Source organism: Candidatus Nanopelagicales bacterium (genome assembly GCA_030700225.1).
In the GTDB taxonomy this organism is placed as follows: Bacteria; Actinomycetota; Actinomycetes; order S36-B12.
This window is the reverse complement of the sequence record JAUYJT010000012.1, coordinates 35161-56162: the sequence shown is the minus strand read 5'-3', so window position 1 is coordinate 56162 and position 21002 is coordinate 35161. Positions and strand designations below refer to the sequence as shown.

At 64.8% G+C, this 21002-nt stretch carries 21 protein-coding genes; 1 reads left to right on the top strand and 20 read right to left on the bottom strand.

The annotated features are described in order from the left end of the window. The 14 genes from Q8P38_01465 to mtrA all read right to left on the bottom strand — a co-directional run. Window positions 1-854, bottom strand: an 854-nt coding sequence (locus tag Q8P38_01465) for a serine hydroxymethyltransferase (GenBank protein ID MDP4013282.1), incomplete at its 3' end; no start/stop codon positions are given. Between the two features lie 83 nt (window positions 855-937). Further along, entirely contained in the window at window positions 938-1864 is a 927-nt protein-coding gene (locus Q8P38_01460; protein MDP4013281.1) for a HemK/PrmC family methyltransferase, read from the bottom strand. Next, window positions 1861-2934 carry a peptide chain release factor 1 gene (prfA, locus tag Q8P38_01455; GenBank protein MDP4013280.1) on the bottom strand — a complete coding sequence of 358 codons (1074 nt, stop codon included), beginning with the start codon at window positions 2932-2934 and terminating at the stop codon, window positions 1861-1863. The genes Q8P38_01460 and prfA overlap by 4 nt, the downstream gene beginning before the upstream one ends. 161 nt (window positions 2935-3095) lie before the next feature. After that, entirely contained in the window at window positions 3096-3314 is a 219-nt protein-coding gene (rpmE, locus tag Q8P38_01450; protein ID MDP4013279.1) for a 50S ribosomal protein L31, read from the bottom strand. Window positions 3315-3451: 137 nt separating this feature from the next. Continuing rightward, a complete protein-coding gene (gene rho / locus Q8P38_01445; protein ID MDP4013278.1) occupies window positions 3452-5095 on the bottom strand; it encodes a transcription termination factor Rho in 1644 nt (547 codons plus the stop codon). 167 nt (window positions 5096-5262) lie between these two features. After that, window positions 5263-6177: a homoserine kinase gene (gene thrB / locus Q8P38_01440; GenBank protein ID MDP4013277.1), complete on the bottom strand. Its 915-nt coding sequence runs from the start codon at window positions 6175-6177 to the stop codon at window positions 5263-5265. Next, window positions 6174-7205, bottom strand: a complete 1032-nt coding sequence (thrC, locus tag Q8P38_01435; protein ID MDP4013276.1) for a threonine synthase — start codon at window positions 7203-7205, stop codon at window positions 6174-6176. Before thrC ends, thrB begins: the two co-directional genes overlap by 4 nt. 32 nt (window positions 7206-7237) lie before the next feature. Further along, entirely contained in the window at window positions 7238-8533 is a 1296-nt protein-coding gene (locus Q8P38_01430; protein MDP4013275.1) for a homoserine dehydrogenase, read from the bottom strand. A 297-nt stretch (window positions 8534-8830) separates the two neighbouring features. Then, a complete protein-coding gene (gene lysA / locus Q8P38_01425; protein MDP4013274.1) occupies window positions 8831-10258 on the bottom strand; it encodes a diaminopimelate decarboxylase in 1428 nt (475 codons plus the stop codon). A gap of 51 nt (window positions 10259-10309) precedes the next feature. Continuing rightward, window positions 10310-11968: an arginine--tRNA ligase gene (gene argS, locus Q8P38_01420; protein MDP4013273.1), complete on the bottom strand. Its 1659-nt coding sequence runs from the start codon at window positions 11966-11968 to the stop codon at window positions 10310-10312. Between the two features lie 57 nt (window positions 11969-12025). Beyond that, the gene (locus Q8P38_01415; protein MDP4013272.1) at window positions 12026-12415 is read right to left on the bottom strand and encodes a hypothetical protein; all 390 of its coding nucleotides are present in this window, start codon (window positions 12413-12415) and stop codon (window positions 12026-12028) included. A 3-nt stretch (window positions 12416-12418) separates the two neighbouring features. Then, window positions 12419-12679, bottom strand: a complete 261-nt coding sequence (locus tag Q8P38_01410; GenBank protein MDP4013271.1) for a hypothetical protein — start codon at window positions 12677-12679, stop codon at window positions 12419-12421. 30 nt (window positions 12680-12709) lie between these two features. Then, window positions 12710-14230 (bottom strand): MtrAB system histidine kinase MtrB, encoded by a 1521-nt coding sequence (gene mtrB, locus Q8P38_01405; protein ID MDP4013270.1) that lies wholly within the window; start codon window positions 14228-14230, stop codon window positions 12710-12712. After that, window positions 14230-14904: an MtrAB system response regulator MtrA gene (gene mtrA, locus Q8P38_01400; GenBank protein ID MDP4013269.1), complete on the bottom strand. Its 675-nt coding sequence runs from the start codon at window positions 14902-14904 to the stop codon at window positions 14230-14232. The genes mtrB and mtrA overlap by 1 nt, the downstream gene beginning before the upstream one ends. Before the next feature lie 68 nt (window positions 14905-14972). On the opposite strand from mtrA, the gene Q8P38_01395 reads away from it, so the two are divergent. After that, window positions 14973-16490 (top strand): PQQ-binding-like beta-propeller repeat protein, encoded by a 1518-nt coding sequence (locus Q8P38_01395; GenBank protein MDP4013268.1) that lies wholly within the window; start codon window positions 14973-14975, stop codon window positions 16488-16490. Window positions 16491-16553: 63 nt separating this feature from the next. On the opposite strand, the gene dnaK is transcribed toward Q8P38_01395, so the two are convergent. The 6 genes from dnaK to gvpJ are packed head-to-tail and all read right to left on the bottom strand — an operon-like array spanning window position 16554 to window position 20997. After that, the gene (dnaK, locus tag Q8P38_01390; GenBank protein ID MDP4013267.1) at window positions 16554-18266 is read right to left on the bottom strand and encodes a molecular chaperone DnaK; all 1713 of its coding nucleotides are present in this window, start codon (window positions 18264-18266) and stop codon (window positions 16554-16556) included. Next, a complete protein-coding gene (locus Q8P38_01385; protein ID MDP4013266.1) occupies window positions 18263-19051 on the bottom strand; it encodes a GvpL/GvpF family gas vesicle protein in 789 nt (262 codons plus the stop codon). Before Q8P38_01385 ends, dnaK begins: the two co-directional genes overlap by 4 nt. Then, window positions 19044-19631 carry a hypothetical protein gene (locus Q8P38_01380; GenBank protein ID MDP4013265.1) on the bottom strand — a complete coding sequence of 196 codons (588 nt, stop codon included), beginning with the start codon at window positions 19629-19631 and terminating at the stop codon, window positions 19044-19046. The genes Q8P38_01385 and Q8P38_01380 overlap by 8 nt, the downstream gene beginning before the upstream one ends. Then, window positions 19631-19960, bottom strand: a complete 330-nt coding sequence (gene gvpK, locus Q8P38_01375) for a gas vesicle protein GvpK (GenBank protein ID MDP4013264.1) — start codon at window positions 19958-19960, stop codon at window positions 19631-19633. The genes Q8P38_01380 and gvpK overlap by 1 nt, the downstream gene beginning before the upstream one ends. A 14-nt stretch (window positions 19961-19974) precedes the next feature. Continuing rightward, on the bottom strand, window positions 19975-20601 hold the full coding sequence (locus Q8P38_01370) for a gas vesicle protein (GenBank protein MDP4013263.1): 627 nt from the start codon (window positions 20599-20601) through the stop codon (window positions 19975-19977). A 21-nt stretch (window positions 20602-20622) separates the two neighbouring features. Beyond that, window positions 20623-20997 carry a gas vesicle protein GvpJ gene (gene gvpJ / locus Q8P38_01365; protein ID MDP4013262.1) on the bottom strand — a complete coding sequence of 125 codons (375 nt, stop codon included), beginning with the start codon at window positions 20995-20997 and terminating at the stop codon, window positions 20623-20625. Between the last annotated feature and the right edge of the window lie 5 nt (window positions 20998-21002).

Sequence of the window (21002 nt, the reverse complement as noted above, 5' to 3'; positions counted from 1 at the left end):
GCCTCACGCAAGGCCACAGCCTTAGCGGCCACAGCGTGCATCAAAGGCCCGCCCTGCATCATCGGGAAGACCGCCTTGTCGATCGCTTTCGCGTGCTCGGCACGGCACAGGATCATGCCGCCCCGCGGTCCGCGCAAGACTTTGTGCGTCGTGAAGGTCACGACGTCCGCGTATGGAACGGGGCTTGGGATGGCGTGTCCGGCCACCAGTCCAATGAAATGCGCGGCGTCGACCATGAGTATCGCGCCAACCTCGTCAGCGATCGCCCTGAACGCCGCGAAATCGATGAGTCGCGGATAGGCCGTGGCCCCGCAAATGATCATCTTCGGCCGGTGCGCCACCGCGACGTCCCGCACCTCGTCGTAGTCGATCAGCTCTGAGTCCTGCCTGACGCCGTATGACGCGACATCGAACCACTTGCCACTGAAGTTGACCTTCGAACCGTGAGTCAGGTGACCCCCGTGAGGCAGGCTCATGGCCAGAACCTTGTCCCCTGGCTTCACGAAGGCCGCGTAGGCGGCGATGTTCGCACTGGCCCCAGAATGCGGCTGCAGGTTGGCGTGCTCCGCACTGAACAAGGACTTGGCACGCTCGATCCCAATGATCTCGGCGCGATCCACCTGGGAGCAGCCGCCGTAGTAGCGGCGACCCGGGTACCCCTCGGCGTACTTGTTGGACAGCGTTGACCCCAAAGCGGCCAGCACCGCCGGTGAAGTCAGGTTCTCGCTCGCGATGAGCTGCAACCCGCTGCGGAGTCGCTCCAGCTCGCCAAGGACGACGTCCGCGATCTCCGGATCATCCGCGAGCAGTTCCCCGAAATCAGGACCCCAGAAAGGAGGCGAATCTTGCGTCATGCTCGCGAGTGTACCGACGGGTCCCGCGCATTCTCGTTAGCCGCGATCCCGCGAGGCCGACGTTCGTGCGAGTGAAGCCGCGCCTAGGCGCGAATGGCCGTGGTGAACCTTGGTCGTCCCGCGAGGTCGATGTTATCCCGGACCTCGGCGAAAGATGGCCGCCCGTCCGTCACGTGGTCGCGCACTAGAGCGGGCACGCCGCCGTCGCCAGCGTTCTCGCCCTGCAGATCCCCGTGCTCGATCGCGAAAAGCCCGTTCGGACGCAGCAAGAGCACGGCCTGAGCCAGGAGTGGGCGGATCACATCGTAGCCGTCAGAGCCTCCATAGAGAGCACGATCTGGATCGTGCAGCCGCACTTCCGGATCGATGGGGACGCAACCATCGGGGATGTACGGCGGATTGGACACGACGACATCGGCCCGGCCGCGCAACTCCTCGATCACGCCCCCGGGTTCCGCGCAGACGCGCGCGTCGCCGCAGTGCAAAGTGACGCTTGACCCTTGCCCCGTCATCCGCTCACTCAGCGCGGCGATGTTGCGTGCCGCGTACGAGCATGCGTCGGCTTCAGCTTCAACGGCATGCGCGCGCGCGCCGCGACAGTGCACTCCCACAGCCAGGGCGATGGCACCGGAGCCAGTGCACAGGTCCACGATCGTCGGGGACTCAATCTCGTTCGCATGCTCGCGGACCAGGTCGGCCATCACCTCTGTCTCGGGCCGCGGGACGAACACGCCCGGGCCGACCGCCAGTTCGAGGTCCAGAAATGGCGCGTACCCGACGATGTGCTGCAGCGGCTCCCTGTCCGCGCGGCGCCGCACGAGACTGACAAAACAACGCCGCTGCTCTTCGGTTGCTTCGCGGACCAGCGGCACTTTCGTCGGCGCCACCCCGAGAACGAAGGCCGCCAGGGCGCGAGCATCGTGATCCGGGCTGGGTACGCCAGCCTGGTCTAGCTCGCGAGCCGCCACACGAATCGCCTCTTGCGGCCAGTGCCCGTCAACTTGCGTCACGGTGTTGCGGTCGCCAGCCGGTGGGCGAGATCGTCCTCCGCGAGCGCGTCGATGACGGCGTCCAGATCACCCTGAAGTACCTGATCCAGGTTGTGGGACTTGTAGTTCACGCGATGGTCGGATATGCGGTTCTCGGGGAAGTTGTACGTGCGCACGCGTTCGCTGCGATCAACGGTTCTGACTTGCGCCCGCCTCGCGTCTGACGCCTCACGCTCTGCCTCTTCACGCGCAAGCGCGAGCATCCGCGCGCGCAGAATCCGCAGGGCAGCGTCCCTGTTCTGCAACTGACTCTTCTCGTTCTGACACGACACGACCAGCCCTGTCGGCAGATGAGTGATCCTGACCGCGGAGTCCGTGGTGTTTACGCTCTGGCCGCCAGGACCACTGGACCGGAATACGTCAATCCGCAGATCGCCTGGGTCGACTTCAACGTCGACATCTTCTGCCTCGGGCATTACCAGGACACCGGCGGCCGAAGTGTGAATCCGACCAGACGATTCAGTAACGGGAACCCGCTGAACCCGGTGGACTCCGCCTTCGTACTTAAGGCGTGCGAACGGGGCCTGATCGGTCGCCGCCGACCCCCGCGCCTTCACCGCGATCGAGGCATCCTTGACTCCGCCAAGATCGGACTCCTGCAGGTCAAGAACCTCGGTAGCCCAGCCTCTTCTCTCCGCGTACCGAAGGTACATCCGCATGAGATCCGCCGCGAACAAAGCCGACTCAAGCCCCCCTTCGCCGGCCTTGATCTCCAGAATCACGTCTTTGCCGTCGAGCGGATCCTGCGGGACGAGCAACTCGCGCAGATGATCAGCTGCCTCATCGCGCCGCCGAGCCAGATCCTCGGCTTCCTCAGCGAAGGATGGGTCTTCCCCGGCAAGCTCGAGTGCCGCCGTCACGTCGTTGGCCAGGGCGCGCCAGCTCTCATATGCGGTGATCACCTGTCGCAGCTCGGCGAACCTGCGACCAAGCCGGCGCGCACGATTCTGATCCGCGTGGACGGCCGGGTCAGACAAGTCGCGCTCAAGCTGCGCCGACTCCGCCAGCAGCTCCTCACAGGCCTCGAACATGCCACTCCGATCCACGAGGCCGACTGGGGGTCCCCCCCGTTGCCGGGGGAATCGCCGGACCGGCGCAACTGGCCAGACAGCAACGGACGGCGATCTGGGACGTCCCGCGCGACGGGGGAGACACGCGAGACGTCCCGAACCGCCGCCCGGGATCACTGATGCTACTTCTTAGAGGATACCTTGCCAAAGCGCTTCTCGAACTTGGCCACGCGGCCACCGCTGTCCAGAATTTTCTGCTTGCCAGTGTAGAACGGGTGACACTTGGAGCAGACGTCCGCGTGAATGATTCCGTTCTCGGCAGTACTGCGCGTCGTGAATGTGCTGCCGCAGGTACAGGTGACCTGTGTTTCCACATAGCGCGGATGGATATCGGGCTTCATCGGGGTCGGCTCCTTAGCATCGAAATCCGGGTCGCTCCGACGCGGTTCCATCTCACCGGATCTGTCGGAGCGTGAACCGGAATTGGTGTCTTAGTCTCCCACGCTGACCGGCTCGGGCAAAACCGGTGTCCCGTCGGTCAGTCGCTGTCCGAATCACCTGGCGTGGTCTTCTGGACCTGCGACAAGAACTCGTAGTTGGTCCTCGTCGCGCGCAGCTTGGTAAGAAGCAGCTCCAACGCCTGCTGCGTCTCCAAGGCATGCAGCACCCGGCGGAGTGTCCAAACGATCTTCAGCTCCTCCGGAGACATGAGCAGTTCTTCCTTGCGCGTTCCGGAGGCATCCACGTCCACGGCCGGGAAGACCCGCTTGTCCGCCAGTCGGCGATCAAGCTTCAACTCCATGTTTCCGGTTCCCTTGAACTCCTCGAAGATCACCTCGTCCATCCGGGAGCCAGTCTCCACCAGCGCCGTCGCCAGGATCGTCAGTGAGCCGCCGTCTTCGATATTCCGTGCCGCACCGAAGAACCTCTTCGGTGGATACAGCGCAGCTGAGTCAACACCCCCGGACAGGATTCGCCCGGACGCTGGCGCCGCCAGGTTATAGGCACGGCCGAGTCTGGTCATCGAGTCCAACAGGACCACGACATCGTGCCCGAGCTCAACGAGACGCTTGGCGCGCTCGATGGCCAGCTCGGCGACGATCGTGTGGTCTTCAGCCGGGCGGTCGAACGTGGAAGCGATGACCTCACCCTTCACGGAACGCTGCATGTCCGTGACTTCTTCTGGGCGCTCATCCACCAACACGACCATCAGATGGCACTCAGGGTTGTTGGCGGTGATGGCATTGGCTATCGCCTGAAGCACCATGGTCTTGCCGGCCTTGGGCGGGGAGACGATTAGGCCTCGCTGCCCCTTCCCGATCGGTGCCACCAGGTCAATGACCCGGCTTGTGAGGTTGGGGACGTCGGTCTCAAGCCGCAGGCGCTGCTGCGGGTAAAGCGGTACCAGCTTGGAAAACTCAGGCCGGGCACGCGCTTCCTCGATCGTCGCGCCGTTGATCGCATCGACCCGGATGAGCGGGTTGAACTTCTCGCGGCGTTCGCCTTCCTGCGGCTGGCGGACCATGCCGGTGACGGCATCACCCTTACGCATTCCGTTGCGCTTCACCATGGACAGCGAGACATACACGTCATTGGGACCGGGCAGGTATCCAGATGTCCGCACGAACGCGTAGTTCTCCAGCACATCCAGAATCCCAGCCACGGGAATCAGTACGTCATCTTCACTAACTATTGGGTCACTCTCGTTTCTGGGACGGTCGCGGCGACTGCGATCGCGCCCGCGCCGACGCCGACGCCGAGCCTCGTCGTCAGCCGCGTTGCGACCGTCGCGCTGCTGGTTGGATGTCCCCCCTCTTGCGGGAGAACGGGCACCTTCCCCGTTGTCTCGGGCGGTCTGACTTCCTGCCGTGCCGCCCCCTTCAGCTTCTGAACCGGTCTGGGATCGTCCGGATGGTTCTGATCCACTGCCGCCAGCCTGCCCGCTCTGACGCGGGCTGTCGCTCTGACGCGGGCTGTTCGGCTCCGCATCTCCCCTATCCTTCGCGGGGCTGCCCTGCCGGTCCGTGATGGCCTGCACCAGATCCGACTTGCGCATGCCGCCGACGCCCGCTATTCCGAGCTCGTCAGCGAGCTTTCGCAGCTCCGGCAGCAACATCCCGGCTGTGCCGTTTCCGCGAGGGCTTTGACTAGCTTGCTCTGACTCCGTGATCGATTCAATCACTCGGTTGATCCTTCCGAGCCATGTTCCAGATACCGAGATCCGGCACCGGAATGGTTATTGGAAACCGCGAGCTCAGTACTGCGCGTGATGTGCAGCTTATTGCCCGAACGGTTGTCATCAGCGTAGCACGGACAGTTCCGGGCGCCACTGGCCCGGCGTCAGGAGCGTCAGTCCGCGGCAGCTCCGGCCCCGATCCGCGTCGGCATCACCGCGTAGCCGGGCGCCTTCCCTGACCCTGCCGCCTCAAGCCCAGCGTCCGTGGTCAGCGCGAGCACCGCGGGTCCAGCTCCCGAGACGAACGCTGCCACGCCCCGGGCCCGAAGCTGCCCCACGAGTTGGATCGCTTCCGGGTATGAAGCCGACCTGTACGTCTGATGAAGGCGGTCCTCAGTGGCCGGGAACAGCAGGGACGGATCGGACGTGATCGCCGCGACGACAAGCGCTGCCCGCCCGGCGTTGAAGGCGGCGTCGGCATGGGGAACGCGACCAGGGAGTGCGGCCCTGGCGGCGGTCGTCGGGCACGTGGCCTCCGGCACGTACACCACAGCCATGATGTCCGGATTCGGCGCCAGACTGACGGCCGATACCCGGTCTCCGCTGGTCCACGCGATCGTGAATCCGCCCAGCATCGCGGCCGCCACGTTGTCCGGATGCCCCTCCACATCGGCGGCCAGGTTCAGCAGATCGTCGTCACTGGGGGAATGGCCATTGACGGGACCGGCAAGACGCGCTGCCAGCGACAGGCCCCCAACGATCGCGGCGGCCGATGAGCCAAGCCCGCGACCGTGGGGGATTCGGTTCAGGCAGTACAGGTCAATGCCCTTGGCGCTCACGCCCCAATGCGCCAGGCCTCGCAACATCGCTCGGGCAACAAGATGATCGCTGCCGGTGGGCACAGAGTCCGCTTCCAGGCCCTCAACCGCCACGCGCACTCCTGGCCTGTCTGACACCACGGCTGAGTACTCATCGCGCACATCCAGAGCCAGGCCGAGGCTGTCGTATCCAGGCCCCAGATTCGCGCTCGTCGCCGGCGCCGAGACGCGCGCGGTCGAACCCGCCGCGAGCTCCAGCGGCGGCGTCATTTCGCCAGTCCGAGCAACCTGGAGGCGGCTCCGGCGTCCACTTCGACGGTCTCGGGCTCCTTCGCCTGATCCAGCGCCCACTGAGGATCCTTCAGACCGTTTCCCGTGAGCGTGCACACGATTGTCACGCCCGGCCGCACCAGACCGGCATCGTGACACTGAAGCAATCCCGCGACAGCCGCAGCGCTCGCGGGTTCGCAGAACGCGCCCTCTCTGCGAGCCAACATTCGGTAGGCGTCCATGATCTGGTCGTCAGTGACCGAGTCGATAAGCCCCCCGGACTCGTCTCTGGCCGCAACCGCGCCGCCCCAAGAGGCCGGATTCCCGATGCGTATCGCGGTCGCGACGGTTTCTGGGTCCGAAACCGGATGTCCGAGCACGATCGGCGCGGCACCAGCCGCCTGGAACCCCCACATCGCCGGGGGTGAATCGGCCTGTCCGTTCTCGTGGATCTCCTTGTAACCCATCCAGTACGCGGTGATATTCCCGGCATTGCCGACGGGAAGACAATGCACATCCGGGGCCCTGCCCAGTGCGTCAACGACCTCGAAGGCGGCGGTCTTCTGGCCCTGAATCCGAGCAGGATTGACGCTATTGACCAATGACACCGGGTACTCGTCCGCTAGTGCCATCGCCAGTTCGAGGCAGTCGTCGAAACTCCCGCTCACCTGCAACAGGCGCGCACCATGCACGATCGCCTGAGCGAGCTTGCCCATCGCGATCTTCCCAGCGGGAACCAGGACCGCGCAGGCCAGCCCCGCCTTCCCGGCGTAGGCGGCCGCACTGGCGCTAGTGTTCCCCGTTGACGCGCAGATGACCGCGCGTGCTCCCTCATCGACGGCCCGCGAGATGGCCACGGTCATACCGCGGTCCTTGAATGATCCAGTGGGGTTAGTGCCCTCCAACTTCAGCCACACGTCGGCTGACAATCGCTCGCTGAGCCAGTCGGCGCGGACTAGTGGGGTCCCACCCTCGCAAAGCGTCACAGTCGCATCGCCGACCGGAAGCCGATCGCGGTATTCGGACATGACCCCACGCCACTGGTGCGCCCCATTCGCCATCATTCGCCGGGGCCCCTGATCACCCGCATTGACCCCACGACCTGCCGCACCTCAGGCAGGCTTCGAAGATCCGCCAGAGTCGCGTACAGCGAGCCGTCCCGCGCCGCGTGAGTGCGGATGATCAGTCTGGCGTCATCGCCCTCGCCGTCCTGACGCACGGTCGAGATGCTCACCCCGTGGTCGGCGAACTTCTGCGCGATCCGAGCCAGAACACCCGGCTGATCGATCACGTGCAAGTTGACGTAGAAGCATGTCGTCGCGTCGGTGACGGGCAACAGATTGAAGTCGCCGTGCGTGGAAGCAGCCGCTCCGAGAGATCCCGTCACCCGGTGACGAGCCGCCGTGACCAAGTCCCCCAGTACCGCCGAGGCGGTCGGCTGACCACCGGCGCCTTGCCCATAGAACATCACTTCCCCAGCTGCGTCCGCCTCAACGAAGACCGCGTTGAAAGCCAGCCTCACGGAAGCCAGCGGATGAGACCTGGGCACCATCGCGGGGTGCACGCGCACACACAGTCCCCCCTGTGTCAGCTCGGCCACGAACAGCAGCTTGACCACGAAGCCCATCTCCTTGGCCGCTGCCACGTCTTCGGCCGTGACGTCCGTGATTCCCTCGCGGTAGACATCGTCGAGAGTCACCCTGGTGTGGAACGCCAAGCTCGCCAAGATCGCGGCCTTCGCGGCGGCGTCATACCCGGCCACATCCGCAGTTGGGTCGGCTTCGGCGAAACCGAGGCGCTGGGCTTCCGCTAGAACCTCGGCGTAGTCAGCGGCCTCTTCATCCATCCTGGTCAGGATGTAGTTGGTCGTACCGTTCACGATGCCCAGAACGCGCCGCACCCTGTCGCCAGCGAGTGAGTCAGCCAGTGGGCGAAGCAGCGGAATGGCCCCAGCCACGGCAGCTTCGTAGTACAGATCCACACCGGCCGCTTCGGCTGCGTCATGCAAGTACTGACCCCGCTCAGCCACCAAGGCCTTGTTCGCGGTTACCACGCTGGATCCGGCTCCGATCGCGGACAAGATCCAGGAATTCGCTGGCTCGATGCCGCCGATCAGCTCGACTACGACATCCGCACCGGACGCGGCAAGCGACGCCGCGTCAGTTGTCAGCAGAGTCGGATCGATCCCGGCTCGTTCACGGGCCAGGTCTCGCACAGCGACTCCGGTCAGAACCATCCTGGCTCCGACTCGCGAGGCAAGCTCATCGGCGTTCTCACAGATGATCCGGGCGACTTGGCCACCAACCGTCCCGCCGCCCAGCAGAGCAACCGTGATATCCCGCCCCGGGGCCGCCATGGGAACCTCCTTGAGTACCGGCCGCTCTGAGACCGCGTCCGCACTAAGGATCGCAGAGGACGTCAGCGGAGTCCCGAAGACCCGCTATCCAGGCATCCTGCGCGAGCGCAGCCGATGCCGCCGTTACCCCCCTGCGCGGAAACGGCCGTTCCCCACAAAGGCGTCCGTTCCGCAAGGAAACGACCGTTGCAACGGTCGCGTCTGTACCCTAAAGGGCGCGTTTGTTGGGAACGGCCGTTTCCGCGAGCGGGGGGTGAGGTGGCAGGGGTGCGGGGGCTCTCAGCCATCCCCGGCGCCTCACTCATCCCCCGGATCGAGACCTGGATCGAGTGCCAGCAGATCGTCCAGCGTCTCTCTCCGCAGAACGACCTCTGTCTTGCCGCCGCGAACACCCACTACGCCGGGCCTGGGCAGATAGTTGTAGTTGGAAGCCATGGATCGGCAGTAGGCGCCAGTCGCCGCAACTGCCAGCAGATCCCCTGGGCAAACGTCCTCAGGCAACCACGCGTCGCGAACGACGATGTCCCCGCTCTCGCAGTGCTTGCCCACAACGCGGCACAAGATCAGCTCAGCGTCGGAGCTCCGGTTCGCCAGAGTGACCGTGTACTCGACGTCATACAGCGCCGTTCGAATGTTGTCGCTCATGCCCCCGTCCACCGACACGTAGGTCCGGGAGTGACCAGAGTCCAGAACAACGCGCTTGGTTGTCCCGACTGTGTACACAGTGATCGCGGCAGGGCCAACGATCGCCCTGCCCGGCTCGACGGCTAGGCGCGGAACCGGCAGCCCGTGAGTGTGGCACTCCCCGGCGACGATGGTGATCATCGCCTCGGCCATCTGCGACACGTCGAGGGGATCGTCGTCACTTGTGTACGCGATCCCCATGCCACCGCCCAGGTTCAACTCGCCAACAGCGAGTCCTTCACCCGCAAGATCAGCGGCCAGCCCGACTAGTCGCCGCGCGGCGACCTCAAACCCGGCGGGGTCGAATATCTGCGAGCCGATGTGCGAATGCAGGCCCGCCAGACGCAGACTCGGAAGATCCGCGACCCTCCTGCAAGCCTCAGCCGCCGACCCATCCGCTAGGGCCAGGCCAAACTTCTGGTCCTCGTGAGCCGTGGCGATGTACTCGTGCGTGTGCGCCTCAACGCCGACAGTCACTCGGACAAGGACATCAGCCATCACGCCCTTGTCCTCGGCCAGCGCGGCCAGCCGGACGATCTCAAGGAACGAGTCGACAACGAACCGACCAACTCCGGCTTCGAGCGCCCCCGCCAACTCGCCGGAGCTCTTGTTATTGCCATGGAACAGGATCGATTCCCCAGGCACACCCGCGCGCAGGGCCACTTCCAGCTCGCCGCCCGTGCAGACATCAATGCGAAGGCCGTCGTCAACCAGCCACCGGGCAACCTTGGAAGTCAGGAACGCCTTGCTCGCGTAATAGACGTCACAACCGGAGCCGTTCCGGCAGAAGGCGTCGCGGTACCGGGCCGCCACTGAACGCAGATGGACCTCGTCGAGCACGAACACCGGGGTGCCGAACCGCTCTGCGACGTCGCGCACATCGACACCGCCGATGACGATGGCCCCGTCAGCTTGGCGCGAAGCCGTCTCCGGCCAGATCCTTGGGTCCAGGGCCAGGGCCTGCTCGACGGAATTCGGCCGCAGCGGAACACCAGACTGGATCGGGTCCCCGTGGCGGGGACCGGCTGGGTGCGCGCGCATGCCTATGAGGATAACCGGCCGCGAGCCGTCACCCCCTGAGCCTGACTGGACCTACATCCGCTCTGGGGCGTTGACCCCACACAACTCGAGGCCGTTCGCGATAACCTGGCGAGCCGCGGCGCACAGCCAGAGCCTGGATATGTTGATCGGCTCGACAGGCGCCTGTCCCAGGGGCAGCACCCGGCACGAGTCGTAGAACTTGTGGTAAGCGCTCGCGACGTTCTCCAGGTAGCGGGCGACCCTGTGCGGTTCGCGCAACTCCGCGGCGCTGGCCACTACCCGAGGCAGCTCCGCGAGGACGCCGAGCAGAACTGACTCACGCTCGTCGGTCAGCAACGACGGATCGAAGCCGACAGAACGCCAGTCGATTCCCAGCTGCGCAGCGTTGCGAAGCACCGATGAGATGCGCGCGTGGGCGTACTGGACATAGAAGACAGGATTGTCGTTCGTCCTCTGGACCATGAGTTCCAGGTCCAATGTCAGCGGACTATCGCACGGGTACCTGATCAACGAGTACCGGGCGGCGTCCACCCCGACCTCATCGACCAGATCCTCCAATGTCAGCATCCGGCCGGCGCGCTTGGACATGATGACCTCTTCGCCGCCGCGGACCATCCGAACCAGCTGACCGATCAGGACCTCGATGTTCTTGTCCGGATCATCCCCCGCGCAAGCCGCCACGGCCCGCAGCCTGTTCACATAGCCGTGATGATCGGCTCCGAGCAGGTAGATGGAGACGTCGAATCCCCGGTCCCTCTTGTCCACGTAGTAGGCGGCATCCGAGGCGAAGTACGTCAGCTCCCCGTCGGCTTTGATGAGCACGCGGTCCTTGTCATCATCGAACGCCGTGGTTCGCAGCCACACGGCGCCGTCAGCCTCGTAGACGTAGCCTTCGTCCTTCAGCTTCGCCATCGCGCGCTCCACGGCGCCCGACTCGTGGAGCGATCGTTCCGAGTACCACACGTCGAAGTCCGTGCGGAACAGGTGCAGCACGTCCTTGTGCTGCCGCAGTTGCCGGGAGTAGCCCTCTTCGCGGAACGCGATACGCCGCTCCTCGCCAGGCAGGGAAGCGAACTCGGGATGGTCGGCGAGGATCTGCGCCGCCAGATCGGTGACATAGCCACCGAGATACCCGTCCCGGGGGGCTGGCTCACCCGCCGCCGCGGCGGAGATGGATTCTCCGAACAGGTCGATCTGAACGCCACGATCGTTGATGTAGAACTCGCGGGCGACGTCCGCCCCAGCTGCGTCCAGGACTCGCGCGATCGCGTCGCCGACGGCAGCCCAGCGTGTGTGGCCCAGGTGCAGAGGTCCCGTCGGGTTGGCCGAGATGAACTCGACGTTGACCTTCTGGCCCGCAAGCGAAGCGCCGCGCCCGTAGTCCGCGCCCGCGGTGACGATGCTTTTCGCCAGTTCCCCGGCCGCAGCCGCCTCAATCCGGAAGTTGATGAACCCCGGCCCGGCGACTTCCGCTGACTTGACTCCCGGCGCACCGGCCAGTTCCCGCGCGATCATCAACGCGAGGTCACGGCTCGACATTCCGGCACGCTTGGCCAGGCTCAGTGCGGCATTAGTCGCGTAATCTCCGTGCTCGCGGTTCTTCGGACGTTCGATCACGACGTCGGGCACCTCATCGAGCGCCAGCTCGCCGGAGTCCACCAGCGACTGGACAACGGCCTTGATGGTCGCGGCCAGGCGTTCTGGCGTCATCGCACGCGCTCGGTGATCATGAGCCCAAGGGTAGTCAAGGGGCTCCATGGGCTTCCCTTAGACCGGGCGGCAGACCAAGGGGCGGTTCACTGCGCTGGCGAGAGCGTGCAGGTCATCGGGGTCGGATGTCCACACGATCGCTCCGACAGCCATCGCAGTGACGACAACCACCGCGTCGACCACATCAGATGTCCCGGAAGCAGCCAGCAGCTCCCCGGCAGCCTTGGCCGTGGCGAGCCCGAGGGCAGGAGTTTCAACCGTGGCGGCGACCCTTGCCAGCAGCGGCTGGCGCGCGCCCCGGCGCCAAACCTGCGCGATGACGGCGGTCGGAACCACGACGCGCCTACCCTCCGCAGTTTCCTTGCGGTAGGCGCTCCACATCCGTCGATCGCTGGCTTCCAGGGCGATCAGCGCGCCTGCGTCGTAGACGTGGGGAAGCAGCAGCACCCTCTAGTCCGACCCGTACGCCCGGATGGCCTCGGCGTCCGCAGCGGCTATCTCCGCGCTGATGTCGGCCAACTCCGCTTCGCTGAAGGCGCCGTTCTCGGCCTCCCAGTCCTCAACCAACCTGCGGGCCAAGAGGAGTCTGAGTTCGCGTTCAACAGCGCTGGTCACGAGCTGGGAGGCAGGATCCCCTTCCCTTCGAGCGGCTTCCATCAGGGACTGCGCGAGAGCCTCGGGTACCGTGAACGTCATCTTCCGCATCGCCATATTCCGACCATACTCTAGTCTGGCCGCTTGTCATAACTCCGCAGCGTCATCCGGTGCGATGGGTAGACGCAAGGTGAAACGCGTGCCCGCACCGGGTTCGCTCGACACCGTCAGGTCCCCGCCGTGCAGTCTGGCGTCTTCCCTTGAGATGGCAAGCCCCAGCCCGGTCCCGCCCAGTGTCCTGGCACGCGATGGGTCCGCTCTCCAGAACCTGTCGAAGACGTGGGGAAGGTCCTCGGGCCTGATCCCCGACCCCTGATCCGAGACAACTACCCGGGCACCGCCCTGGTCCTCTACGACATCAATGGCAACCGGCAGCGCGTCACCGTACTCGATCGCGTTCACTACCAAGTTTCGGACTATGCGGGTGACGCGGCGCGGGTCGCACACCGCCAGACACGGACCGCCTCCCCGCACCGCGACGCTGATCCTGACGTCCGGAGCCAGACGCTGCGCGCTCTCGGCGACTTCAGTGACCAGCGTGACCAGGTCAACTTCCTCCAGCTCGAGCACGGCCGCGCCCGCGTCGAAAACGGACACTTCCAGTAGATCGCCTAGCAGCCGCTCGAAGCGGTCCACTTCCGAGACCAGCAGCTCGGCAGCCCTGAGAGTCGCGGGGGACGATCCGACATCCGACAGTTGGTCAGATAGCAGATCGGCCGCCATGCGGATCGTCGTCAGAGGTGTCCGCAACTCATGCGACACGTCTGCGACGAACCGCTGCTGCATGGCCGAAAGCCCCTCCAGTCGCCCGATCTGATCGACGAGGCTGTCCGCCATGATGTTGAACGACGCGGCCAACCTGGCCATGTCGTCCTCGCCGGTGACTTCGAGTCGGCTGCTCAGGTCGCCCTCAGCAAGCGTCGAGGCCGCCCTGGAAGCCATCCGCACTGGTCGAACGAGGCGTCGGCTGTACCACCAGGCCAGAGCGCCCAGCGCCAGGACTAGAACTACTCCAGTCACGATGGCCGCGGATCGCACGAGCCCGATGGCCTTGGTTACGTCCGTGAGCGGGAACAGGTACAGCAGTTCGTACTCGCCGAAACCCTGGATCGTTACTGGGGCCGCCACGATCAGGCCCGGCTCCACCCTGCCGTCGCGATACTCGATGGGGCCGAAGGCCCAGGTGACCCCGTTGGCTCCGCGCCCCGCCCGCTCAAGCTCAGGTGGCACCGAGGCATCGATCACGACGCTCGTTGGTTCGTCGGGAGGGCTGACGGCATCCGGGTCAGAACGCACCCGCAGAGCGACCACATATGCGGCGGGCCTCCCCGCTCGTTCCTCCAGCTCACTGATGAGATCGCCCAGCACGGCCTCACGCACTAGCTCGGGAAGATCTGGTCCACCGCTGGCGCGGGCGATCGATCTTCCGGACGCCACTTCAGTCAGCGCACTGCGTTGCTCGCTCTCCATCAGGCCGGTCGAGATGCGCTGCACCAGTACGAACTCCGCGACGCCGACGACGAGAACCGTGACAAGAACTGTGCTGGCAACAGTCCGGAATTGGAGCGAACGGCGCCAAGCGCTGGTCACGGCCGCGATCGGACGCATCACACGCTGCCGACCCGGTACCCCACTCCCCGAATAGTGAGCACGATCTTGGGGTCGTCGATGTTCGTCTCGATCTTGCGGCGCAGGCGCTGAATGTGGACGTTGACCAGCCTGGTGTCCCCCGCGTGCTGGTACCCCCACACCTCGCGCAGGAGCATCTCGCGCGTGAACACCTGCCACGGCTTGCGGCCCAAACAAACCAGAAGCTCGAACTCAAGAGGCGTCAAACGAATCGTCTGACCGTCCCGCGTGACCGTGTGGCCGGCGTAGTCAATCCGCAGGTCGCCGACCTGCAGGATCTCTGGTTCGCCGCCCGTAGACCGCCGCATCTGCGCGCCAACCCTGGCCAGCAGCTCCCGGGGCTTGAATGGCTTCACGACGTAGTCATCGGCGCCAGACTCGAGCCCGCGAACCACATCTCCGGTCTCGCTTCGCGCGGTGAGCATGATCACCGGCGTATCCGACTCGGCCCGAATGTCACGACATATCTGCATGCCATCACGCCCAGGCAGCATCAGATCCAGCAGGACAACGTCCGGCTTGGTTCTCCTGAAGACATCCAGAGCCATCAGCCCGTCGGAACAGACGTCGACAGCCAGGCCCTCCCCACGCAAGACGATGCCCAGCATCTCCGAAAGAGCCGGGTCGTCGTCGACAACGAGTATTCGCCCCATCACGAGGTAATCATTACACCTGGCGTGGGCAATGCCGGTGCAATCCGGCGCTCACATAGCATGTGCACGTGAAATCATCGCCAGCTCGTATCTGGCTAGCTCTAGTAGTCATCCTCGCGATCGCAGCGGCAGTGCTGTTCGTCACGATGCGCTCGCCCGAGGTTCAGGAAGCAACCTCGGCGAATCCCGTCAACTCACCAAAACCAGAACCGACGGCGGAGCCGACCCAGCGGCCTGAGTCTCCGTACTGGTCAGACCCGGCTGACGTTGGCAAGCCATACCCACCTGGGACTGTTTCCGGGCTGCTCACCTTCCGTGGCAACCCGACTCGCACTTACTATGGCGAGGGTCCGGTACCGAAATCGGAACCAGGAATCGCGTGGCGCTACCCGCGAAGCGGTGGACTGTGCGGAAGCTCGACGGACGAACATGGCACGAGTACTTGGTGCGGGACCGGTTGGACCGGACAGCCGGCCGTGTTCGAGCGCGACGGCAAGACCTGGATGATCTTCGGGGCGTACGACTATGGCGTCCACTTCCTGAACGCCGACACCGGCGACGAGCTGCTCCCGACGTTCAAGACCGGAGACATCATCAAGGGCAGCGTGACCGTCGACCCGGATGGATATCCGCTCGTCTACACCGGATCGAGGGACAACTACTACAGGGTCATCTCGTTCCAGGGCAAGCAGCCCAAGCAGCTGTGGCGAATGAGCGCGTATGACTTCCCGCAACAGTGGAACGACGACTGGGACAGCTCCGGACTCGTGATCGACGACTACTTGTTCGTGGGAGGCGAGAACAGCCAGTTCGTGATCGTGAAGCTCAACCGCGGCTACGGCAAGGGCGGCAAAGTCAAGGTGAACCCGAAGGTCGTCTTCAACGCTCCAAGCTTCGACTCCCAGCTGATCTCCGACTTCGGTGGCACGGCGACTTCCGTGGAGAACTCGGTGGCCATTTACAAGGACACCGTCTACTTCGGCAACTCCGCCGGTCTGGTTCAGGGATGGGACATCAGCGGGCTGAAGCAGGGCAAGGATCCAAAGCGCGTGTTCCGGTACTGGACAGGTGACGACACCGACGCCTCAGTCGTGATCGACGAGGACGGATTCTTGTACATCGGATCGGAGTACGAGAAGGGCAACGCCAGGTCCCGCGCGGTTGGCCAGATGATGAAGCTGGACCCGCGCAAGAAGAAGAACCCGCAAGTCTGGAAGATCAACGACCAGGGCGGTCTGCCATCCGGAGTTTGGGGAACTCCAGCCCTGTACAAGGACGTCGTGATCTTCGACACCGATGGCGGCAAGGTTCTCGCGGCGGACCGGAAGACCGGCGAAGTGCGCTGGACCAAGTCGCTTGCGGGTCCGACCTGGCAGTCACCGGTCGTCGTGGACGACGTCCTTCTCATCGGAGATTGCAAGGGCACGATGCACGCCTACGACATGTCCGACACTAAGGTCGACCCTCCGGAGCTCTGGACGAAGACAGTCGGCGGTTGCATCGAGTCAACGCCAGCGGTCTGGAAGGGTCGGATCTACTTCGGCACCCGTTCAGGAACCGAGTTCGCCCTTGGGGCCAAGCGCTAGGTGTCTTACCCGCGCATGTAGTCAACAACCTGCGTGTAGGTACTAGAAGCTAGGGGCCACTGGCTACGTGGCACTGCTCTCCGCGCCGCGCTGAAGAACGTCTAGTAGGGCATTGTGGGCGGATCGTATGGCGTCCGGCGTGTCCGACTCTAGAGCGACGTCCAGCTCAACTATGGCGTCAGTCAGCTCCTGTGCCAGCTCGCCCAGTTCCCCCGCATGGTCGAGCAGTAGCTGCTCTGCGTGGTACAGGGCGAGCTCGGCCTCATTGCGGGCACCGGTCTCCTTCTTCAGCCGACGGTCCTCCTCCGCATGGTCCTGAGCGTCGCGCACCATCCACTCGATCTCCTCGGCGCTCACGGTTGTCGGGCCGGAAACCGTGATGTCGCGCGCGGCGCCGGTGAACTCATCCCGAGCACTCACCGAGACGATTCCGTTTGCGTCTAGCGCGAACGTGACAGCGACCTCCGCGCGGCCACGTGGCCGTGCCGGGATGCCCTCAAGTTCGAACGTGCCCAGCAGCATGTTGTCCGCCGCCATCTCGCGCTCGCCCTGAAGGACCTTGATCTCAACTGATGTCTGGTCGTCCGCCGCCGTCGTGAAGATCTGAGTGGCCTTGATCGGGACCGTCGTGTTCCGCTCTATCAGGCGGGTCATCAGGCCGCCTTGGGTCTGGATCCCGAGGCTGAGAGGCGTGACGTCAACCAGGAGAACCCCGCTGCGCTGTCCCAGCAGCACTCCCGCCTGGTTCGCCGCGCCCACAGCGACGACACGCTCGGGGTCGATTCCGGTGTCGGGCTCACGCCCAGCGAGCGACGCGACCAAGCGCCGCACAGCCGGCATGCGTGTCGCGCCTCCAACGAGCACGACCCTGTCAATCTCGGCGACAGTCAGACCAGCGTCGGCTACCGCGCGCTCGAACGGCCCCCGGCACGATTCGAGGAGATCGGCCGTGCGCTCCTCGAACTCCTCCCGAGTCAGGACAACTTCCCGGTCTGTTCCGGGAACCGTTACATGTGCGGCATCCCTGGTGGAGAGCTCCAGCTTCGCGCGCCTAGCCGCTTCAAGAAGGCGCACTGGCTCGGGCTGACCGACTGCGCCAGCATCTTGGGTCTCTTCGAGGAGCCATTCGACGATGCGAGCATCCCAGTCGTCGCCGCCTAACGCGACGTCTCCACACGTGGCGCGAACTTCGAAGACGCCGTCGGCGATGTCCAGGATGGATACGTCGAGGGTGCCGCCCCCCAGGTCGAAGACCAGGACTGTCAGGTGCCCGAGGGTGTCGAGGGCATAGGCGAGGGCAGCCGCAGTCGGTTCGTTGACTATTCGCAGCACTTCAAGACCAGCGATCCGCCCCGCCTCATACGTGGCTTGCCGCCGCTTGTCGTCGAAGTACGCCGGAACGGTGATCACGGCGCCGCAGATACCGGTGCCGAGGAACGACTCGACGTCGCGTTTGAGCTTCTGCAGGATCCGCGCCGAGATCTCCTGCGGGCTGTAGCTGCGCTCCCCCAGCCGGAATTCCCACTCAGTGCCCATGTGCCTCTTGACGGAAGCCACCGTCCGCTCTGGGTGGGTCAGCGCCATCTTCCGCGCCAACTCGCCGACGACCACGCCGCCCGAGGGCGGGAACGCGACCACCGACGGTGTGAGCAGCGAACCCTCCCGGTTGCGGACGACGATCGCCTTGCCGTCTTGTATGACGGCGACGAGGGAGTTCGTGGTACCGAGATCGATGCCAACCGCAGTCGCATGCCCCGACCCGCTCTGGGCGCTCACTGGCGCGAACCATCCTCGGACACCCGTACGGTGCCGGCGAAGCTGTATGGCGGCCACGGCCCGGTGAAGTGCACTGCGTACCCTTTCGCGCACACCTCATCCAGGGACTCCCCCACCTCGCTCACATCCTCCCCGTCGACCAGTACCGAAACGTTGAGCATCTCCTGACGCCCCTCGCCGATCGCCGGAGGGGTTATCGGGTTTGGCGGGTTCACCCTCACGGCACACGCCTGGGCTGACAAGGCGTCAAATATCCGGTTGGCCTCAGCGTTGCGCCGCGCCTGACGGTCCTGTGTCTCTTGCCGCTTCTGGACTTGCTTGCGGAAGTACTCTCGCCCGCGGGCACTCTCCTCCGTCCCGCCACGTTCGGCGGCAACCTCGCTGTAGACCCTGACCCCCAGCTCCACCTTGCCGCTCAGCTCCTTGAGCTGTTCTGCCAACGCCTCGCGGTTGTGGTCTATCCAATCGGCCAGAACGGTTTCGGCGTCGCGGCCGGAGTCCCCGGCGATGATGGAATCGAAACTCATCGGCAGCACCGTGCCGACGGCTTTCCAGACCTCAGTGACGACATCGTTGTGCGCCTGAATCCACGACCGCACCTGGTCCTCTGATCCGTGGTATGGCTCAACCGGGCATGCGTGAACGGCCACTGCCAGGCCGTCGCACGTGATCACGCGAACAGCACCACCGTCCAGAGCTGGAGCCGCAACGATCAGCGGACCGGCCTTGGGGTCCTGGACTGAAATGCAGTACAGGTACAGGCCCATTGCGGCTGACTCACTCATCACCCACCGCCCCGGCCAGCGAGGTGATCCGCCGCAGCCGCACGACCATAGTTCCTGTGGGGCCGACCTCGACCACAGGGGAGTCACTCACGGGAACCGGAAGGCCCACGAGGCGTTCAGTGCCTGTGCCGGTCGCCAGAAGCAGCCCGTAGCGGTCGGGAGCAATGCGCACCTCAGGAGGGTCGTCACGGCTCTCCGTCGGCAGATCAGCCAGGACCACGACTTCGTCGGACTCCACATGCACCTCCACAGGAACATCGATCACGAATCGCTGCCTGGGCACGCGGGCCGCTAGCTCGGTCTGCCACAGCCCCACGTCAGCGGTCAGAAACCAGCACCGGCGTGAGTCGGACGAACGACCCGGAAGATATGTGATGATCAGCACCCTCTTGGATGTGACCAGGAACTTGCGCTGACTGACGGCGATGCCGAGTATCCCGGCCAGACGGGCGTTCACAGTGGGCTTGCGGTTCGGCGGCCCGAACCGCAGAGTGCGCCCGTCCATCTCCCACCAGCCGAGCTTCCACCCCGACCTGCCGTGTGTCGCGCACGCGCCCTGCGCCCTCAGAAGCGGCGCCATCACACAATCCGCACTTGGCGTCCGAGCAACCCGCTTGCGTCCATGCTCGAGTCGGCGAGCGACGTCACGAGGTCGTTGACTACGGCGTCGAGTTGGTCCCTGATGTCTTGCGTGACTTCCTCCACGCCCAGCTCAGCCTTGATCTCGGCGATGGCCTCCTCGATGGCGGCCATGGCGTTGCCGAGACGCTCGACCTCGTCGTCGTTCAGACTCCCGGCCTCGACTCGCTGCAGCGCGGCGTTGGCCAACACTTCTTGGATAACCTCAACGAGTGCCATAACAAGACCAAGCAGTCCCCGCTTGAGGTCTTCCTGATGAACTTCCACCACTGCCGGAGCACCTCCTAGCGGTCGCCCGCATCGTCGAAGACATCGTCGACGACCAGTTCATCGACCTGACGACCCGACCTGCGGAGCACGTCACGCAGTCCCGCCTCAACGAGCCCGGAGCGCGACGACCGCAAGACGACACTCCGACCGTCCGCAAGACCCAGGCAAACGATATCGGCAACCACGCTGCCCGCGGAGTATGTCGCGGTTCCGATCCCGGTGATGTCCGCCAGATCCGTCTCGAACAGGATCTCGTCGGGAGCCACCCGAGTTAGCACAACGCGACGATTCGTAACGTGAAGTCGCCCGGGCCGCCACCTGGTCCAGCCAAGTTCCACGCGGCACGACGCGAACTCGTCAAGGACAACGTGCTCGCCGGGCTGGAACACGATTCTTCCGCTGCCGGGCCGGGCGTCAGCCCCTCCGCGCAAGGCTTCCTTCCGGGAGTCGGCATCCCATGTACCCAACATCCCGTAGGCGTTCATTGTCTCGATCGAAGCGACCGCGAGCTGCGCACTCAACCCGATGAGCGGTATGTCCGCGACGCTGATGATCACGTCCAGCCTGAGCATGACACCGCGCTGGAGTATCCGTTCCAACAAGTCGGTGACGCCGGCGTTGTAGCTGCTGACTGGTTCCATCGCGCTGCGCCTATCCCACGGTCACGTTGCGACCGGGGGCGCCGGTGCCGCGATCAGGCCACGTGCGCGCGCGCTCTGCCAGCCGCAGGCCGGGCAGCCAACTTCGAGCAACTCCGCGGAGTCAACGAAGCGTTCTCCGCACTCCGGGCAGGCCGCCTTCCGGGTCTCGGCTTCCTTCCAAGCCTTGGTCGTCACGTCCGTTCCTGATGGGAACTCCAGGCCATAGTGAGCAGCGGTCTCGAACGACGCGAGCGCCGCTCTGATCTTGATACCCAGCAGCTCGACGCCAGCCAGCGACACCATGATGTCGGCATTGATCACCAGACCCTTGTCGAGCACGACGTCGATGACGTCGGCCAACGAGTCGCCGGTAGCTGTGACTGGCTCGAGCGCCATCGAGC

Bases quoted from the DNA above. Each gene is read 5' to 3' on its own strand.
- prfA (MDP4013280.1), bottom strand. From the start codon at position 2,934: ATGTTCGAGGCCTGTGAGGAGCTGCTGGCGGAGTCGGCGCAGCTTGAG.
- rpmE (MDP4013279.1), bottom strand. From the start codon at position 3,314: ATGAAGCCCGATATCCATCCGCGCTATGTGGAAACACAGGTCACCTGT.
- thrB (MDP4013277.1), bottom strand. From the start codon at position 6,177: ATGACGCCGCCGCTGGAGCTCGCGGCGGGTTCGACCGCGCGCGTCTCG.
- thrC (MDP4013276.1), bottom strand. From the start codon at position 7,205: ATGTCCGAATACCGCGATCGGCTTCCGGTCGGCGATGCGACTGTGACG.
- Q8P38_01430 (MDP4013275.1), bottom strand. From the start codon at position 8,533: ATGGCGGCCCCGGGGCGGGATATCACGGTTGCTCTGCTGGGCGGCGGG.
- lysA (MDP4013274.1), bottom strand. From the start codon at position 10,258: ATGCGCGCGCACCCAGCCGGTCCCCGCCACGGGGACCCGATCCAGTCT.
- argS (MDP4013273.1), bottom strand. From the start codon at position 11,968: ATGACGCCAGAACGCCTGGCCGCGACCATCAAGGCCGTTGTCCAGTCG.
- Q8P38_01410 (MDP4013271.1), bottom strand. From the start codon at position 12,679: ATGGCGATGCGGAAGATGACGTTCACGGTACCCGAGGCTCTCGCGCAG.
- mtrB (MDP4013270.1), bottom strand. From the start codon at position 14,230: ATGCGTCCGATCGCGGCCGTGACCAGCGCTTGGCGCCGTTCGCTCCAA.
- mtrA (MDP4013269.1), bottom strand. From the start codon at position 14,904: ATGGGGCGAATACTCGTTGTCGACGACGACCCGGCTCTTTCGGAGATG.
- Q8P38_01385 (MDP4013266.1), bottom strand. From the start codon at position 19,051: ATGAGTGAGTCAGCCGCAATGGGCCTGTACCTGTACTGCATTTCAGTC.
- Q8P38_01380 (MDP4013265.1), bottom strand. From the start codon at position 19,631: ATGGCGCCGCTTCTGAGGGCGCAGGGCGCGTGCGCGACACACGGCAGG.
- Q8P38_01370 (MDP4013263.1), bottom strand. From the start codon at position 20,601: ATGGAACCAGTCAGCAGCTACAACGCCGGCGTCACCGACTTGTTGGAA.
- gvpJ (MDP4013262.1), bottom strand. From the start codon at position 20,997: ATGGCGCTCGAGCCAGTCACAGCTACCGGCGACTCGTTGGCCGACGTC.